General features: G+C 57.7%; 15 protein-coding genes and 1 pseudogene. 12 read left to right on the forward strand and 4 right to left on the reverse strand.

The annotated features are described in order from the left end of the window. Window positions 1–42 precede the first annotated feature (42 nt). A complete protein-coding gene (locus CUJ84_RS10440) occupies window positions 43–267 on the reverse strand; it encodes a hypothetical protein (protein WP_158686919.1) in 225 nt (74 codons plus the stop codon). A gap of 20 nt (window positions 268–287) precedes the next feature. Next, window positions 288–512: a hypothetical protein gene (locus CUJ84_RS10445; RefSeq protein WP_105006137.1), complete on the reverse strand. Its 225-nt coding sequence runs from the start codon at window positions 510–512 to the stop codon at window positions 288–290. A gap of 422 nt (window positions 513–934) precedes the next feature. On the opposite strand from CUJ84_RS10445, the pseudogene CUJ84_RS10450 reads away from it, so the two are divergent. The 4 genes and pseudogenes from CUJ84_RS10450 to tehA all read left to right on the forward strand — a co-directional run. After that, a pseudogene (locus CUJ84_RS10450) lies at window positions 935–1,351 on the forward strand (transposase); the annotation flags it as partial. 341 nt (window positions 1,352–1,692) lie between these two features. After that, window positions 1,693–2,286: a response regulator transcription factor gene (locus CUJ84_RS10455; protein WP_105006138.1), complete on the forward strand. Its 594-nt coding sequence runs from the start codon at window positions 1,693–1,695 to the stop codon at window positions 2,284–2,286. Between the two features lie 532 nt (window positions 2,287–2,818). After that, the gene (locus tag CUJ84_RS10460) at window positions 2,819–3,193 is read left to right on the forward strand and encodes a response regulator transcription factor (protein WP_105006139.1); all 375 of its coding nucleotides are present in this window, start codon (window positions 2,819–2,821) and stop codon (window positions 3,191–3,193) included. A 522-nt stretch (window positions 3,194–3,715) separates the two neighbouring features. Then, on the forward strand, window positions 3,716–4,630 hold the full coding sequence (gene tehA / locus CUJ84_RS10465) for a dicarboxylate transporter/tellurite-resistance protein TehA (protein ID WP_245457556.1): 915 nt from the start codon (window positions 3,716–3,718) through the stop codon (window positions 4,628–4,630). Window positions 4,631–4,772: 142 nt separating this feature from the next. On the opposite strand, the gene CUJ84_RS10470 is transcribed toward tehA, so the two are convergent. Next, window positions 4,773–6,530 carry an MOSC and FAD-binding oxidoreductase domain-containing protein gene (locus CUJ84_RS10470; RefSeq protein ID WP_105006140.1) on the reverse strand — a complete coding sequence of 586 codons (1,758 nt, stop codon included), beginning with the start codon at window positions 6,528–6,530 and terminating at the stop codon, window positions 4,773–4,775. Between the two features lie 366 nt (window positions 6,531–6,896). Between CUJ84_RS10470 and CUJ84_RS10475 the strand changes: the two genes are divergently transcribed. The 8 genes from CUJ84_RS10475 to CUJ84_RS10510 all read left to right on the forward strand — a co-directional run bounded on the left by CUJ84_RS10475 (window position 6,897) and on the right by CUJ84_RS10510 (window position 16,155). Further along, a complete protein-coding gene (locus CUJ84_RS10475; protein WP_105006141.1) occupies window positions 6,897–8,060 on the forward strand; it encodes an HlyD family secretion protein in 1,164 nt (387 codons plus the stop codon). Further along, on the forward strand, window positions 8,053–9,609 hold the full coding sequence (locus CUJ84_RS10480) for an MFS transporter (protein ID WP_105006142.1): 1,557 nt from the start codon (window positions 8,053–8,055) through the stop codon (window positions 9,607–9,609). Before CUJ84_RS10475 ends, CUJ84_RS10480 begins: the two co-directional genes overlap by 8 nt. 38 nt (window positions 9,610–9,647) lie before the next feature. Continuing rightward, window positions 9,648–10,862, forward strand: a complete 1,215-nt coding sequence (locus CUJ84_RS10485; RefSeq protein ID WP_105006143.1) for an adenylate/guanylate cyclase domain-containing protein — start codon at window positions 9,648–9,650, stop codon at window positions 10,860–10,862. Between the two features lie 82 nt (window positions 10,863–10,944). Then, on the forward strand, window positions 10,945–11,898 hold the full coding sequence (locus CUJ84_RS10490; RefSeq protein WP_199788820.1) for an aldo/keto reductase: 954 nt from the start codon (window positions 10,945–10,947) through the stop codon (window positions 11,896–11,898). 60 nt (window positions 11,899–11,958) lie between these two features. Then, window positions 11,959–12,564: a TetR/AcrR family transcriptional regulator gene (locus tag CUJ84_RS10495; protein WP_105006145.1), complete on the forward strand. Its 606-nt coding sequence runs from the start codon at window positions 11,959–11,961 to the stop codon at window positions 12,562–12,564. 157 nt (window positions 12,565–12,721) lie between these two features. Next, on the forward strand, window positions 12,722–14,515 hold the full coding sequence (locus CUJ84_RS10500) for an acetolactate synthase 3 large subunit (RefSeq protein WP_105006146.1): 1,794 nt from the start codon (window positions 12,722–12,724) through the stop codon (window positions 14,513–14,515). Further along, complete coding sequence (gene mug / locus CUJ84_RS10505; RefSeq protein ID WP_105006147.1) at window positions 14,512–15,060, forward strand: G/U mismatch-specific DNA glycosylase; 549 nt, start codon at window positions 14,512–14,514, stop codon at window positions 15,058–15,060. Before CUJ84_RS10500 ends, mug begins: the two co-directional genes overlap by 4 nt. Before the next feature lie 96 nt (window positions 15,061–15,156). Then, window positions 15,157–16,155 carry a GlxA family transcriptional regulator gene (locus CUJ84_RS10510; protein WP_105006148.1) on the forward strand — a complete coding sequence of 333 codons (999 nt, stop codon included), beginning with the start codon at window positions 15,157–15,159 and terminating at the stop codon, window positions 16,153–16,155. 6 nt (window positions 16,156–16,161) lie between these two features. Here CUJ84_RS10510 and CUJ84_RS10515 read toward each other — a convergent pair whose 3' ends face one another. After that, window positions 16,162–16,455 carry an ArsR/SmtB family transcription factor gene (locus tag CUJ84_RS10515; protein WP_105006149.1) on the reverse strand — a complete coding sequence of 98 codons (294 nt, stop codon included), beginning with the start codon at window positions 16,453–16,455 and terminating at the stop codon, window positions 16,162–16,164. Window positions 16,456–16,699 lie beyond the last annotated feature (244 nt).

Raw genomic sequence — 16,699 nt, forward strand, 5'->3', positions numbered from 1 at the left:
GCCGCTTCGAAGTCATGATCGTCGTCTCACCCGCGACCGAGATCAGTTGCGTGGAAACGCCACGTCGAGAAGCTCCCGCAGGCATTCACCGTCCGACACACCATCCTGAAACAAGCGGATAAGCTCGCGAGCGCCGGCGAGCGCGGCGCTGCTGTTTCTATCGAGTTGTCGGGCTGCGCAATAGTTTCGGAGTACCGCGCGTAACATGACGACGTCGCTGGTCTCCAACGGCCGCTTTGCCGTTCGATAGTCAATTGCCTGGAACATCATAACCCCTAGCCACAAAATCACCCAAGTTCCGCAATGCGGAATACTGCACGCATTTTGGCCCGCTCCAAGGTTGTTAGCTGGTCTGGCTGAGCGCCATGGCGTGCTCCCGGTACCCAGACTCGCGCCGGACTGACCGGGTGTCTGATCAAGGCCAGGGTCACGACGATCGCCATCATTGCGATGAGGATCGCGAAGATGGGAAGGGCACGCCCCACCTCTGGCTTGTCGTCACGATAGGTCATTGCACGCTCCTACTGAACCGCAGTCGATATGCGAGCTGCGAAAGTTGATAAGCGTGAGTATGTCTGCGGACCGCCGTAGGCGCAGTTGTCCATTGGTATGTGCGATACCTTGGTATCGCCAATACCATCATGCAGTAGCCCGCTTGGGCTCGCTAACGCAGTCTTCGCTTGGGGTGTGTCTGGCAAGCTCCACGAGCCATCGCCTCCATTGAGCCAGCGTGGACCGAGCGGGCGGATGCTCCGGCATCCAACGCAGCCTCCTCACTTGAGCGCCCCGAGGCAATAGCTTGCCAGAAAAGACCGCGCTCCTCACGCTGCCACGCCGACCGACGGCCTGGGGAGCGCTGTTTATTTCGTGTGCACCTGTCCGGCGCACGCTTCGGGACCTTCGTCGATGAAGGAAATCATCGCTTCAGTGGACGCATGCGGGAGAGAGCGGGCGGCGCGTCGTTTCCGCCTTAATCGCCACGGCGTTTGCCCAGGAAAAGCCTGGAGGGTGCTAGCACGCAGTGGCGCAGCTTAGCTGACCAGGCCAGGCCGTAGGCCCCGAAACTTGCCCATCTCATGGACAATGCCCACAACGATGTGCTGGCCTACAATGACCTTAGGCCAAGCTCCACTCCACTAAATCCCATACAGGTCTAAACGGCGAGATCAAACGACGCACCGAGGCCGTCGGGACCTTTCCCAACGAGGATGCCATCATGGGTCTCGTCGGCGCTCTCTTGCTCGAACAGGACGACGAATGGGCGGTCCAGCGATCCCGTTAAATCACGCTGGAAACTATCGCTAAAATGAGCGATAATCCCGTTATCAGCTTGCCTGCCGTGGCCCGCTAATATTCCCTCCGGCCGAGGCGGCATACGCCGTGGATGGCCTAGAGGTACACCACGCTACGGGACCGATCAGCTTGACGGTGACGCGAGTGAACCGATGTCAGTAATCAGTGCGCAAACCAATACCTTTGGATGATGGAAATCTAGCATGATTATGGTGCTATACTAAGCCGTGCACTGAGGTTCGAATGCTGATTAAGACTTCGCACCATCGCGCAGCCTGAAAAGCAGGGCGGGTTCTGACGGTAGCGGCAGAGGAGGATGTCTTGCATAACATCAACCTTCCTACGGGTCGATGCCTATCGGCGCCGAGTGCGTTGTCGGATCGATCGCGTCCCGTCATCATGATCATTGACGACGATGATTCCGTGCGGGAATCGCTTGAATTGCTTGTCCGCTGTGCAGGATGGATACCTCTGTCGTTTGCATCTGCGCAAGACTACCTGTCGCATTTGCCACGACAACTCCCGAGCTGCCTGGTTCTCGATGTCAATATGCCCGGCTTGGACGGCCTCGACCTACAGGCGGCTCTCACCAGCAGGGGAAGCCGGGTTCCAATAGTCTTTATATCAGGCTTTGGCGACATCCCCATGACCGTTAAGGCGCTGAAGGCTGGAGCTTGCGACTTCCTGACCAAGCCGATTGATCCAGGGGCATTGCTTGCGGTGATTAGAACGGCAATCGCTCAGAACGACTTCATCCAAAAGGAAGAAAATCACCTCGCCCAAATACGCAGCCGACACGGTTCTCTGACGCGCCGCGAAGGGGAAGTGATGGCACTGGTGGTGGCTGGGCTGCTAAACAAGCAGGTCGCTCATGAACTGGGTATCAGCGAGATCACTGTGAAGGCGCACCGAGGCCAGGTGATGCGAAAAATGGACGCCCGTTCCCTTCCCGATCTTGTGACCATGGCGGCTTTGTTGAACGGCAAGAGCTAGAGTTAGGCGGTCTGACACCGGCGCTAACGCGTGTCGAGAGACAAGAGCTTCGACTGTTGCAGAAACGTTTACCTCAATCCGCTACCAACGTATCGGACACACCATCGTACAATATCATCCTTCCTTCTTTCGCCTGATAGTGCCCTCACCCAATCTCGCGGACCGAGCATGCCTTTTCCGAAGGTCAAGGGACCGTCGAAGAACTCTGCGCGCTCAGAGAGCCGGCTAGAGAAGCGAACGTCGCTGCGGGGTGGGACGCCCTTATTCCCTCGGTTCAACGGCCCGCGCCCCAAAAAAGGAATAGGAAAAACTAATGGCGATGGATCGCCCAAAAGATCCGGACGTCGATGCGAGGCTTAATCACTATGAGGTGATACTCGGCCAACACTTGACAAACCGATCCGTCACGCACACCCGATACCATCGTACCATATACTCTGGGTTGTCTGGGGTCTATGTGTGTTGGTGCGCATAAGACATTCAGACGTGCTTGCAGATAAAGGAAGGCTCGGCCCCGATTTTGGAGGTGGCGATGGTGTATCCGCGGGCGCTCATATCCGTGGTGGACGATGATGTATCGATACGCGAATCTCTCCCGGTTTTGCTTGGTTCTCTGGGATACGACGTCGACACATTTTCATCTGCAGACGAATTTCTGCGCTCCCCTCGGATCGATGAGATTGATTGCCTCATCCTGGACATCGCAATGCCCGAGATGTCGGGACCGGAACTATTTCAATCGATGATCGCTAGCGAGCGCGCTATTCCGGTCGTCTTCATCACGGGCGTCGAAGACGAACGCCTTCGAAGCCGACTCATTTCGATGGGAGCGATCGACTGCCTGTACAAGCCTCTAAGCGTTGATGACCTTTGTCAGGCAGTCGCGTCTGCGCTCCCTTTCCGATAAGTGCCGGTCTTGCGAAGACGACGCCGCATCTTGTGACCGTTGATGGATTCCGGGAATTGGAAGTCCCCACGATGACCTGACAAGGTGGCGTTAAGCGGCGGCAAGCCGGATACTGTTGGCCTGTCTCAAGGCGCCTGCAAAGGGTACAACTCAACCGTTTTGCCGAAGCCTCTGACACCATGGTGCAATAGACCGATGCTCGGTTCGGTGAGAGGCTCCCGCCCTCTGGAATTTGCAGGAGAGCCTATGACTGCATTATCGCATTACACCCGCAGAAACGTTCTCGCTGGGGTGGCTTCGGCCACGGTGCTGAGCGTTCTCGCATCGCGCGGCTCCAGCGCTGCAGGGCTCGTCCCAGGCATTCGTTCCTTCAGATTCATGGCTTCTCAAAAGGAACTGGAAGAATTATGAGTTCTGCCCGGTTCTCGTAGGCGATCATTACTCTCAGAGGAGGCAGAGTTGAGGAAGTTCTTGAGCGCTCGAGGTTTGGCTTCGACCGAGGGGGCGGCGTATTTTCCAAGAGTGCAAGCAAGTTATTTTGGGTGCGTCCTGGGCCTATCCGGGCTGGCAACAAACTGGCGCCTAGCCGCGGAGTTGTGGAGGCTTCCAGCGATCATTGGCGAGGCGCTGTACCTTTGTGCCGGCTCAATTTGGGTCGTGTTCACTCTCCTTTTCATCACCAAATGGGCGCTTGCGAGAGACGAAGCTCTCGCTGAATTTTCCAACCCCGTGCAAAGTTGTTTCGTCGGCCTTCTCGGAGTGTCGTCAATGCTGATTGCTCTGGGTGTCCTGCCCTATTCCTGGCCGGCGGCGGCGACGCTATTTGCATTTGGGGCGATGTTCACGGTGATCTTCGCAGTCTGGTTGACGGGATCTTTGTGGGAGGGGAACCGCGATCCGGTGTCGACAACCGCGGCTCTCTATCTCCCGGCCGGCGCCGGATCTTTCGTGACCGCTATCGCCTCAAGCGCGTTCGGTCACTCAGACTGGAGTCAACTTGCGTTCGGCGCGGGCTTCTTCTCCTGGCTAGCCATAGAGTCGGTGGTTTTGCACAGGCTTCTCACGAACAAGGAGCTCCCCGAGTTGCTTCGTCCAATGTTGGGCATCCAACTGGCACCGCCTGCGGTCGGGTGTCTTGCATACCTCAGTGGCACGGTTGGGCATCCGGATCCGCTGTCGCACGCCCTCTTTGGATATGGCTTACTTCAATTTCTGGTGCTCGTTCGACTGGTCCCTTGGATTCGGCGGCAGCGCCTAGATCTATCCTATTGGGGAATAACGTTTGGGCTCACAGCGCTCACCAGCGCCTCGATGAAGATGGCGGCGCGGACCGATGGCCCTCTGCTAGGCATGATGGCGCCATGTCTTCTGATCATTTCGAGTGTGATCGTGCTTGCCATCTCGGTCGGAAGCGTTCGATGGCTCGTAAAGCGATGAACGCTGCGAGAACCGAGGTTCTCGATGGGAGTTAGTGTATCAAGGGCGCGGCTTTCAACTCGGCAACGCCCAGGGATTCGCTGCATCATATCCCGGTCCTCGCTGTCGTCACCTCCTCTGCCGCCCCCATCGCACGCAAACTTTAAAGATCTAAGATGATATCGTTTTTTGGCTTCGAACAACAGATGAGGACGTTTCCTTTAGAGGCCTTATCCAACGGCTGGGGCTCGTAGGCGACATCGCCCGAGATCATTGCTGTCTCGCAAGTATGGCAGACACCGGTGCGACAAGACCAGCGCACAGGGACATCGCAGGCTTCCGCAAAATTCAACAGGCTGTCGAAGTTTGAACTCCACGCTACGGTGAGGCCGCTACGGGCGAACGCGACCAGTGGTCCTGCGCCCCTATCTCCTGGCGGCTGATGCGGGCGACGCCCCTCAATCGCCGCAATGCCGGGCGTGATCGAATGCTCGGGGCCGAATGCCTCGGTTTGGATGCGGCTCGCATCTATCCCTGACGTACGGAGAAATTCGGTGAGGTCACTCATGAAACCGGAAGGGCCGCAAATACAGTAGTCGGCGTCGATTGGAAGAGACAAGGATTCAACGACGTCTGAGTTCAATCGGGACCTCCGGTCGTAGTCGCGCCCAATCACGTCCGCAGACGCCGGCGAGCTGTAGCAGATCACGCTGTGCGCATGCGACATTGCTGATAGCAACCGGCGCGTCCTGTCGCCAAATGGATGCTGCAGACCACTTCGTGCGCCGTAGAGCCACCAAACCTCTCGCTTAGCTTCCTCAGCCGCCAAGGCATCAAGCATTGCGAGCACCGGCGTCACACCAATACCCGCGCTCATTAAGACTACCGGCCCATCGCCTTGGGGGAGGACGAACGCGCCACGGGGGGCGCTTAGGCCAATGACGTCGCCCACGGCAAGTTTGTCGTGGATGTAGCCGCTGGCGCTACCGCCGACTTCGCGTTTCACGCCAATGGACAAACGTCCGCCGTCCGGTCGACTTGATAGGGAGTAGCTTCTCAGCAAAGGAAGAGAACCGGTCCGCCTCAACTCGATTACAACAAACTGGCCAGGAAGGGCCTCGCCAATAGAAAGTCCATCGATGGGCTCCAACTCCAGAGAGACGACGTCACTGCTCGCCGGCGTCTTCCGGCTTACGCGGAATTCACGAAATCCTACCCACGTCGGGTCAGGTTGCGGGTTCGCGGCCAGACCAGCGTTCGCGCCGGAGTTCCCGCTGAGGCCAGCTTCCTTCAATTTTTCGAATGACCGCCTCCAGCCGAGACTTAGTGCGGGATTGTCGATCGCGAGTTCGAGACGATCGATTGGATGGTCCGGCTTATACAGTAGGGCATCGACCTCCGAGATCGTCAGTCGGTGGGAGCCTGCGGCGACCATTTCGATGGTGTCTCCCGACTGGACCAGTCCCTCCTCCAAGACTCGCATGTAGAAGCCAGGGCGACCATGGGCGACCAGTAGCGCCGCCATCTCGGACACCTCCATACGGATGCCAAGCCGGTAGCAAGTCACGCGTGGTTGCGAGACTTCGAATAACGCCTTCCCGATCCGAAATCGGTCACCGATGCATGTTTCCGCGTCAGACAACCCCTCCACCGTAAGGTTTTCGCCGAACTGGCCGAAGACGAAATCTCTTCGACCAAGGAAACGCTGCCAATACTCGTAGGACTCGATTTGGTACACGTAAACGGCACGGTTCTCACCACCGTGTCCCGCCAAGTCGCCCTGACCGTCGCCGTCGATATTCAGGTGCCTCGCCATCCGGGGTTCGGTAACGGGCTCTTTCCAGATGGCCGTCCTGACCTGTTTGCCATGCCACGATATGGTCCGAGGCAGGCCTACGTTTAATGATAATAGCCGGGGCATCGTGTCACCTCAAACAAGCTCGTTGCCCAAGAAGGCCGAGCGCGCAGCGCGCCCATCGAACCATCCGGCAGCGTCATGAGCTATCATACAATGGTATCGTCGATACCTAAGTCCTGTGGCGCCCGGCGTCCCAAGCTGGTCTCCTACCCACGTCCAGTGTGAGCAAAAACGAATAGCAGCACCAGTAGAATTTCATGGATACAACCTAGTCGATACGCTACGTGTCGTTTATATATGGGTCACAGGTTTCGGCTGCCTGTAGGAGTGTTCAAGCGATCTCGGAAAAATGCGCGCGTGGTGTCCGACGGAAGCAGCGAAAGAAATGTGTAACAGCGGACCTCGGGTCCCCACAGGACGGATGAAGTTATGGCTTGGTCGAGGAAAAAGAACCAGAGTTTGAGTGCCGAGAACAATGTAGCGCCTCTTGTGCCAAACGCAGGAGGTGCCGCGGGTGCGGCTACTGCGGTGGCGGCTTCCCGCAACAAGTCATCGCTGATCGTCCCTGGATTGGCCATCGTGATTGCACTCGGCGCGATTGTCGCAGCCGGGTCAAACTGGGATTCATGGGTCGCCGCACGAAGTGTTCAATCGACGGACGACGCCGCAGTTTATGCAGATGTGTCGTCGGTGAGTTCGCGGATCGGCGGAACGGTGGAGCTAGTACCGGTAGCAGACTACACGCGCGTTAAGACTGGTGATCTTCTATTTTCGATCGATCGGAGGCCGTATGAAGTGGCACTCCGTTCCGCCGAGGCGAAGCTTGTGGCCGCGCGCGCGCAACTCGAAGACAATTCGACGCAACGCACTTTCCAGTTCACCCAGATTGACGTGGCCACCGCACAACGGGAAGCGTCCGAGGCTGACAAGGTCCAGGCGGATAAGGAGCTGCAGCGTCAGACCCGTCTGGGCCTGGACGGGCGCGCGAGCTCTGTCCAGAACTTGGAGAAGGCTGCCGCGGCATTCGAACGAGCTACGGCAAACTCCAAAACGGCCAAGGCAAACGTGGATGCGCAACGAGTGAAGCTCGATGTTCTCGCGAGGCAGCGGGAAGTGCTGCAGGCGAATGTCGATCTGGCGGAAGCAGACGTCGCCGCACGGCGGCTAGATGTCGGGTATACCACCGTTCGGGCACCCATCGATGGCATTGTTGCCCGGCGCAATGTCCAGCTCGGCAATTATGTAAGTGCTGGTACGAGCCTCATCTCGATCGTCCCCCTCCCCAATGTGTACGTCCTCGCGAACTATAAGGAGAACCAGCTATCGAGGGTTCGCGACGGGCAATCAGTCAAGGTCACGGCGGACCTTCTTCCCGGAGTGACGTTTCACGGCGTCGTCTCGAAGATTTCGCCCGCTAGCGGTTCGACCTTCGCCCTGCTTCCTCCCGATAACGCCACCGGCAATTTCACAAAGGTTGCTCAGCGCCTGACGGTTCGCATCGAGCTCGACGCAACGCAGCCACACTTCGAGAGGCTTCGGCCCGGAATGTCGGTAATCACGAAGATCGATACAAAGGCAGACGGTAATGAGTAGGATCGGCAACAGCAGCGACCTGCCGCGGCAGGGTTTCGTCGCCGTGGGAGTGGTTCTCGCGTCGATATTGACTGCGTTCGATGTCCGCACGGCGAATATTGGACTTGCTGACCTGCGCGGGGCCTTTGGGTTAAGCTTCGACGAGGGTGCGTGGTTGAGCACGTTTGCAACGGCTCCTCAGATACTGCTCGCCCCGAGCGTCGGCTGGTTGATAGCAGTCTTCGGCGTCAGGCGCGTGATGACCGTGCCCGTGGCGCTTTACTCGACAGTGTCGATCCTCATTCCATTTCAGCATTCGTTTGAAACGCTTGCGGTTCTGCACGCGCTGCGAGCCGTGGTGCTCGGAATGTTCGTCGGCGCCACGTTGATGATAGCGTTTAAGAACCTTGACCGCAGATATTGGATATTCGCGCTGGCATTTTACGTGCTTCGAATACCGTTCGCACAGAATCTAGGTCTCTACACGGCCGGGAGCTACAGCCAGACTATAGGGTGGCAATGGCTATACTGGCAGGGCGCCTTGATCGCTCCGATGGTTGGAATCCTGTTTTGGTGCGGCGCAAAGACGGTCGTGACGGATCGGGAGCTACTGAGCCGTGCAGATTGGGGTGGGATGGCGCTCTTTGGCGTAGCGCTCACCACGCTCTACTTCGCATTGGACCAAGGAAACCGATTGGATTGGTTTCGATCCGGAATAATTGTTTCTCTGATGATCGCCGCCAGCTTTCTGGTCCTCATATTCCTCTGGCATGAGGCGCGCGTCGTGCATCCGTGGGCGCATATTTCCGTGCTCTTCTCACGGAACGTGGCCCTCGGCTTCGCTGCAATCGCGTGTTTCATGACTACTAGCTTGGGAAGCTCGCTTCTTGAGCCCAACTTCCTCGTTTCGGTCACGCGATTGCGCCCCGAGCAGGTAGGCGACTTTTCGGCACCGTTGGCGATCGCACTGCTACTAATAGCCACCGGCACTGCAGTTGTGCTGGTCAGGACCATAAAGCAGCGGGCGACTCTGATACTCGGTTTCTCGTGTTTCTTGATGTCTGCTTGGTTGGGCACCGAACTGACGAACCTGTGGTCGTTGCCGGAGTTCCGACTTGTAGTCGTTCTCCAGACGTTTGGAGAGGAGCTGGTATTCCTTGCAGCCGTCGCCACGCTCTTCAGCAACGTAAACCCGGCACGGGCTGTATCGCTCACGGCTTATGTCCAGGTCATGCGACTGATCTGTTCCGAGACCGTAGCGACGACGATGACGACTTGGATCCGGCAGCGCGAGCAGTTGCACTCCAACCTCATCGGTCTTCACGTCACCGGCACGACGCCCGGATGGAGTTCAATGCTTGCCAGTCTTGGTTCTGGCCCTTCGAGCAGTTCGGCGTCTGCGGACGCCTTGAAGCGAGGATTGGGTGTCTTGGCTTCGACGGTGCAGCGAGAGGCCAATGTTCTAGCCTACATCGATGGCTTTTGGGTCACGTTCGCTGCGGCCGTCGCTGGACTGGTTATTGTCTCTCTCATGGCCCCCTCTCCCGCGCACCCACTCACAACCCGCTGAGATCGCAGCGCCGAGCCTAAAGCCTATTGAGACTTGCGATGAAAAATAACAGAGTCGCCTGGCTGATGCAGTCGGGTATTGAAGGGATGACCGAAGCCGATTTGCTGTCGGGCTTCTGCACGCGTTGCGCAGTGTCTCGTGTCCCAGTGGAACGAGCCAGTGCCGTGATTGAGGCGCTGCACCCCATGTACGAGCGTCGTGCTCTCAGGTGGGACGCCAATAACGCGCTCGAGAGAATGTCTGAGTTCGGAATGGGCACCGGTGGAAGCCTTGCGATGAATTGGGAGCGGACGGCATTCTTTCATCTACGCACGACCGGTGACATCGAAGTCAGGAGACGCTTCTCCCGCGGTGATGCGGCAGACTTTTATCTGCTCGATTCCATGAAAGCGGATGGGTTCACTGATTTTGTGGCTCTGGCTCATAGGTTCGGGGGCAACGGGACGATAGGAGAGATCGACTGCTTCTTTTCGCAGGTCGCGACGCGCGCACCCGGCGGGTTTTCGGAAGCGGATCTGAACGCGCTCAAAGCACTTGTTCCCTGTCTAGCGCTTGCGACGAAATGCGTGGCGATGAGCGGCGTCGCACGAACGATCGCCAAAGTCTATCTCGGTGAGGATGCTGCACAACATGTGTTGCACGGCGAAATGCGTAGAGACAGAGCTGATCGAATTGCCGCCGCGCTCTGGTTTTCGGATCTTGCGAACTTCACGCGTATCTCAGACCTGTCCGATCCGGACGAGATCATTCCGATGATCAACGACTACGCTGAGGCTGTCATCTCGTCCGTGAAGACGGCTGGGGGTGAAGTGCTCAAACTGATGGGCTATGGCACTCTCGCGATCTTCGGAGGAGCTACCGCACAGAAGGCTTGCGAAGCCGCGCTACGCGGCCGGTTCGTACTTGAAAGGGAGCTCGTTGATCTGAACGCGCGTCGCAGGATCGAGGGACGCGCGGTCACCGAAGTCTATCTGGGTCTACACTTTGGCGATGTGTTCTACGGAAACATTGGCGGTCGCGAGCGATTGGATTTCACGGTCATCGGACCGGCCGTCAACGAGGTTAGCAGAATCAACTCCCTATGCCGATCGCTAGACAGGAAGCTATTGGTATCGTCGCAGTTTGCCTCAGCGCTTAACCCGGACCAGGGAAGCATCCTGCTTTCACTCGGCGCACACACCCTGCGAGGGGTGAGCCGTCCTCAGGAACTTTTCACAATTCCACAGTGCGAACACGCGATGGCGACGGCCTGATCAGGTCGACGTGGATTTAACGTCGGTACCGATGGGCAAAGAAGCTTATCGCACCGATGATCTCTTAACTAAGGAGCAAGAAATGCAAGAGATAGCAGAGCCTCGGGACCGCCGCATCCCCCTCTTGGATGGCCGAGGCCATATTCCAGTCGTAGGCTTCGGGACATTGATACCAAACCCAGCGGCGACCAAAGAAGCGGTCAAGTTAGCCATAGAAAGCGGCTTCCGTCATTTCGACTGCGCGGAGCGTTATCTAAATGAGCATGTCATCGGCGAAGCTCTGCAGGATGCGCTAAGTACCGGCGTGGTTGATCGTGAGGACCTTTTCATTACCACGAAGCTGTGGAACACCAATCACAGACCAGAGCGGATTGAAGCCGCATTCAACGGAAGCCTTCGCAGACTGCAGGTGGACTATGTTGATGCATACCTCATACATACGCCGTTTGCCTTCCAACCTGGAGATGAACACGATCCACGGGACGAGCATGGCAGCGTCATCTACGATGATCAGGTAAGCCTGATCGACACATGGCGCGCACTGGAAGCGCTTGTTGACGGCGGAAGATGCAGGGCGATCGGTCTCTCTGACGTCACACTGCCGAAATTGAAGCTCATCGTCGAAGCCGCGAGGATAAAACCCGCCATCGTTCAAGTGGAATCGCACCCGTATCTCCCTGAATGGGAAATGCTCGATTTTTGCAAGCGAGAGGGAATCGTCCTCCTCGCCTTCGCACCTCTAGGCCATGGCATGGAACCGAACCTCCTTCAGGACCCGGTGATCCAAAACATTGCCGCTCGCCTTGACATGACGCCGGCCCAGGTATCGCTTGCGTGGGCTGCTCAGCGAGGAACCGCTTTTCTAACGACGTCGGTCACTCCGAGCCGCATCTCGGAAAACGCCAACCTCCTCCCCATTCCCGAGGAAGCGCTGCTCGAGATCGACCAGAAGATCAAGATCGAAATCCGCTTCAATTCGGTCGTCGATACTGGCGTTCCAGGTTTCATCCCGCGCGTGCGACCATCGAACCGTTAGATCAGAACGGCGGACGTTTCGCTGTTGATCAGCACCTTCAACCTGAGTTACCCCTGAACGATGACCAGTTTTACCAAATCTGTCGCCAAACCTCGCAAATCCGTTGGAGCCCGTCGCAATCCCGAGGCGGAGGCGGCGGTGCTTGCGGCGGCGCGCGACCTGGTCTCCGAGAAGGGGTATACCGGATTCTCCGTCGAGGAAGTTGCGCGCAGGGCCGGATCGGGAAAGACGACCATCTACCGGTGGTATCCGACGAAGGCCGACCTTTTCATCGCGATCTATACGGCTGAGCGCCACGCTTCAGTTCCAGTCCCAGATACTGGCGACCTCTTGGACGACCTGGAACAGTACACCATCAGCTTGTGGCGCTTCTGGGCGTCGCATCCGGCCGGCGCGGCATTGAAAAGTCTGATCGCCGAAGCGCAGGGCACAACCGAGGCGCTGGAGGCCTTGCGCCACCGGTTCCTCCCCGCCCGCACAGCCGATGTTCGGCAGATGTTGAAAAAGGGCGCGGAGAGAGGTCAGATCCGCGAAGAAGACGTGGACGACAAAGTGTCGCTCTGGGTTGGCCTGAGCTGGCTCAAACTGCTGGTGAACGAACTGGATCAGGAGTCGAGCGTTAGGCGTCTAATGGCGCAGATCACGGGCATCCGCTCCACTGGATGATGTTTGACGCGTCGGCCGGCCTTAACCGAGCGTGGCAGCAATGGACGTGCATCTGTCCGTTTTCGCTCTCAACAAGAAAATCCGGACATGCTTGAATTCTCTATACTCTCGTGGACGTGAAGCGGAAGAGCTTCTTCATATAGAGTGGAATTCAAGGATGAGACCCAACGAATATGCTATGCCGCGTGCGCTCGATGAAATTTCGGGAGCGGAAATGGTCGTTCGAGCGCTCGCAGATCAAGGCGTCGAAGTGCTTTTTGGATACCCCGGCGGTGCGGTGCTGCCGATCTATGACGCGATGCTTGACGAGCCAAGGCTGCGTCATATTCTGGTGCGGCACGAACAAGGTGCGGCCCATGCAGCAGAAGGTTACGCGCGCTCCAGCGGAAAGCCGGGCGTCGTGCTCGTGACCAGCGGGCCGGGAGCGATTAACACGGTTGTTGGGATTGCGGACGCGCTTATGGATTCAATCCCCCTGATCGTGATCACAGGACAGGTGCCTACGCATCTCATAGGCACGGACGCGTTCCAAGAGGCCGATATCATCGGCATTACAAGATCGTGTACAAAGCACAGCTATCTGGTCAGAAGCATTGATGAACTCCCTCATGTGTTACACGAGGCCTATCGTATTGCGACCACTGGCAGACCGGGACCCGTCGTCATTGACGTTCCAAAAGATATCCAGGTGAAGACCGGCAGATATTTCGGCCCAGCGGACGCTCTACCGTTGCATCGCTACGACCCGCAGACTAAGGCAAATCCCGTACTCATAGACAAGGCGGTAGCCTTACTGGCTGAGGCACGACGGCCCATCATCTACAGCGGTGGGGGCATAATCAATTCGGGCCCTGTTGCGAGCCAGCGGCTCAGAGAGTTCGCGGCATTAATGGGCGCCCCCGTCACATCGACGCTAACCGGTCTGGGTGCGTTTCCCGCTTCCGATCCGCTGTGGATTGGAATGCCGGGAATGCACGGAGCGTACGAGGCAAACCACGCGATGCATGACTGCGACGTGATGTTTTGTGTCGGCGCCCGATTCGACGATCGAGTCACGGGTCGGCTGGATGCTTTTTCTCCCGGCTCGCGCAAGATTCATGTCGACATCGATCCTTCCTCGATCGGCAAGGTAGTTCAGGTCGATGTCGGGATTGTTGGTGACGCCTGCTCGGTTCTTGACGACTTGATTGCTGCCTGGCCGCGGACGTCGAGCAAAGACCGCCAAGACCAACTCAGGCCCTGGTGGGACAAGATCGACATGTGGCGATCGCGTAACGGCTTCGGCTACCGACGGTCCGAGGAAGTGATCAAGCCACAGCATGCCATCGAGCGATTGCGTGCCCTAACCCTTGACCGGGACGTCTACGTCACGACCGAAGTCGGACAGCACCAGATGTGGGCAGCACAGTTCTTCAGTCTCGAACAACCGAACCGATGGATGACTTCGGGTGGGCTCGGCACTATGGGCTATGGCCTCCCCGCAGCGATTGGGGCGCAACTCGCACACCCGACGAGTACAGTGATCGACATTGCGGGAGAAGCGTCCATCCTGATGAACATGCAGGAGGTGTCCACGGCGGTGCAGTACAAGCTCCCGGTGAAGATCTTCATTTTGAATAACGAGTACATGGGGATGATCAGACAATGGCAGGAATTGCTCCACGACGAGCGCTATAGTCACTCCTACTCGGAGAGCCTGCCAGATTTTGTGAAGTTGGCGGAGGCCTACGGAGCCAAAGGGATTAGAGCCGAAACGCCCGCGGAACTGGATCAGAAGATCCTCGAAATGCTTTCCCACCCCGGTCCCGTAATCTTTGACTGCAGGGTTGAAAAGACCGAGAACTGCCTGCCAATGATCCCTTCCGGCAAGCCCCATAACGAGATGATCCTTTCGGACGAGGCGGTCGACCTAGGTTCGGTCATCACTGGGGACGGTCGCGCGCTGGTATGAGTAGACCGGGACCCCAGTTCGAAGCAGTCCTCGCGGCGTCCTCCGCGGGGCTTTCGGATGTCTTGGCGCCTCACCTCTCCGTAGTTTTCTGCGGATTGAACCCGGCGAACTCTGCTGTCCGGGACGGCCATAATTTTTCATCGCCGAGCAATCGGTTTTGGCGCGTGCTCCATTTTTCCGGCTTCACGCCGTGTCTGCTGCGCGCTGACCAAGAGCGGCAGATATTGGAATACGGCTGCGGTGTCACCGCGTTCGTATCTCGCGCGACAAAAAGCGCCGCCGAACTTCGTCCCCAGGACTACGCTTCCGCCGCTCCGGACTTCGAGCGCAAGATCGCGGCTTTCCAGCCGGCGAGGCTCGCGTTTCTCGGGAAGCGGGCGTTTGCTAGCCTCTTCCAAACTCAAAGATTAGAGTGGGGTCGACAAACTGTGAAGTTCGGCGGCGCAGAGATCTGGGTACTGCCCAATCCCAGCGGGCTGAACCGGTCGTTTTCGTTGCACCGGCTTGTCGAAGAATACACTCGGCTCCGCGCGAGCTACGAGTAAAGCTGTCCCAAAGTCCAATTGCTCGAAGCCACAATCGCAGTCACGGTTGGTGCAGGAGAGTTCAACAACTGTGGTGCCGATGTAAGGGGGCGTCCCATGCGCATAGCAATACTAGCCATGCCCGGCGTTCAGATGTTGGACGTCGCGGGACCGATGGACGTATTTTCCGAAGCGAACAAGCTAATCAATGGCAGGTCCGGGTACGAGCTCAGTGTCGTGGGGCGTGACAGGGAGCCGGTCGTCGCGTCCAATGGCGGGCGTCTGCTCCCGGATCGGACAATTGGAGAACCGCTGGACGGGTTCGACACGCTTGTAATCGCCGGCAGCCCAAGCGTCCAAGACTTCGAGGCTGACCTCGCCCTAATCGAATGGGTTAGGAGCGAATCCGCCCATGTTCGCCGGTTGGCCTCGATATGTACGGGAGCTTTTCTGCTGGGAAGCGCGGGTCTCCTGAACGGTCGACGGGCCACGACCCACTGGAATTCGACGACCCGGCTGAGAAAAATGTTCCCCACGATAGATGTACAGCCGAACACAATTTTCATCAAGGACGGGAGCGTCTACACCAGTGCCGGCGTGACGGCGAGCATGGATCTGGCGCTTGCCTTGGTTGAAGAAGATTTCGGTCGCGGTGTTGCCTTAAGGGTCGCGAAAGAGCTGATACTCTTTCTACAGCGTCCCGGTGGGCAGTCGCAATTCAGCGTGCATCTTGAGGCTCAGGTCTCCGAACTTGGCCCTATCCGCGACGTAATCCAGTGGATAGCAGAGAATATTGCCGACGACCTCACTGTCGCTACGCTGGCGTCCCGCCTTGGAATGAGCGCGCGCAACTTCGCCCGCACATTCAAACGCGAGACAGGCATGACACCTGGTGATTACGTCGACGCCGTTAGGGTGGACACAGCAAGGAGAATGCTTGAAGAGGGCGACGTGCCGTTGAAGAGAGTGGCAGCGTTGTGCGGCTTCAACGATCAAAGCGCCTTTCGCCGGGCTTTTATCCGTCGCATCAATGTCACGCCGGTCGAATACCGGAGCCGCTTTCGCCGAGGCGCCAACCACGCGCCAAAAGAAATCGCCGCTGCCTTGGGAGTGTGATGCAAGTCAAATTTCTGTCGCGATTTGCTTTATGAAGCTCGATATTGCTTTCTCGTCACGACGGTAAAACCTCCACTGCCCGACCTTCTTGGAGCTCAGTAGACCGGCCTCTGTCAACGCTTTAAGATGCCCGGAGACCGTCGACTGAGGCATTCCGTCGCGCTGGAACTGGTTTGCGCAGACCCCGAACTCTAAAGGGTACTCCTGCGGCCCAAAATACCTTTCGGGATCCTTCAGCCACTTTAAAATGTTCAGTCGTGTCGGGTGTGCCAGCGTCCTTATGACGATCGCGGAATCCATATCTTCGTTCCTGAGTTTCATTGTCATTTACAGCGGCGATGAACCGCTTTTGGGAAAATATCTGCCGCCGGAAGCCGCGCTAACGCGTCTCGACCGGCGGGCCAGACAGGCCTCCCTGCCCGTGCGAAACAGTGTTTCCAACCGGGCGGCCCGAAACCAGTTCCGGTAAACAATAGTCGGCAGACCCCACCTGCAAGAACGTCCATGCCATCGATCTTCGCCGCCGACACATGACCGTAGTCCC

The sequence above is a fragment of the Rhizobium leguminosarum genome (assembly GCF_002953715.1).
In the GTDB taxonomy this organism is placed as follows: domain Bacteria; phylum Pseudomonadota; class Alphaproteobacteria; order Rhizobiales; family Rhizobiaceae; genus Rhizobium; species Rhizobium leguminosarum_V.

What these genes read in the sequence shown, in the direction of transcription:
- CUJ84_RS10510 (WP_105006148.1), top strand. Translation starts at nt 15,157, where the DNA reads ATGCGCATAGCAATACTAGCCATGCCCGGCGTTCAGATGTTGGACGTC.
- mug (WP_105006147.1), top strand. Translation starts at nt 14,512, where the DNA reads ATGAGTAGACCGGGACCCCAGTTCGAAGCAGTCCTCGCGGCGTCCTCC.
- CUJ84_RS10500 (WP_105006146.1), top strand. Translation starts at nt 12,722, where the DNA reads ATGAGACCCAACGAATATGCTATGCCGCGTGCGCTCGATGAAATTTCG.
- CUJ84_RS10460 (WP_105006139.1), top strand. Translation starts at nt 2,819, where the DNA reads ATGGTGTATCCGCGGGCGCTCATATCCGTGGTGGACGATGATGTATCG.
- CUJ84_RS10445 (WP_105006137.1), bottom strand. Translation starts at nt 512, where the DNA reads ATGACCTATCGTGACGACAAGCCAGAGGTGGGGCGTGCCCTTCCCATC.
- CUJ84_RS10485 (WP_105006143.1), top strand. Translation starts at nt 9,648, where the DNA reads ATGAAAAATAACAGAGTCGCCTGGCTGATGCAGTCGGGTATTGAAGGG.
- CUJ84_RS10495 (WP_105006145.1), top strand. Translation starts at nt 11,959, where the DNA reads ATGACCAGTTTTACCAAATCTGTCGCCAAACCTCGCAAATCCGTTGGA.
- CUJ84_RS10490 (WP_199788820.1), top strand. Translation starts at nt 10,945, where the DNA reads ATGCAAGAGATAGCAGAGCCTCGGGACCGCCGCATCCCCCTCTTGGAT.
- CUJ84_RS10470 (WP_105006140.1), bottom strand. Translation starts at nt 6,530, where the DNA reads ATGCCCCGGCTATTATCATTAAACGTAGGCCTGCCTCGGACCATATCG.
- CUJ84_RS10475 (WP_105006141.1), top strand. Translation starts at nt 6,897, where the DNA reads ATGGCTTGGTCGAGGAAAAAGAACCAGAGTTTGAGTGCCGAGAACAAT.
- CUJ84_RS10455 (WP_105006138.1), top strand. Translation starts at nt 1,693, where the DNA reads ATGATCATTGACGACGATGATTCCGTGCGGGAATCGCTTGAATTGCTT.
- CUJ84_RS10440 (WP_158686919.1), bottom strand. Translation starts at nt 267, where the DNA reads ATGTTCCAGGCAATTGACTATCGAACGGCAAAGCGGCCGTTGGAGACC.
- CUJ84_RS10515 (WP_105006149.1), bottom strand. Translation starts at nt 16,455, where the DNA reads ATGGATTCCGCGATCGTCATAAGGACGCTGGCACACCCGACACGACTG.
- CUJ84_RS10480 (WP_105006142.1), top strand. Translation starts at nt 8,053, where the DNA reads ATGAGTAGGATCGGCAACAGCAGCGACCTGCCGCGGCAGGGTTTCGTC.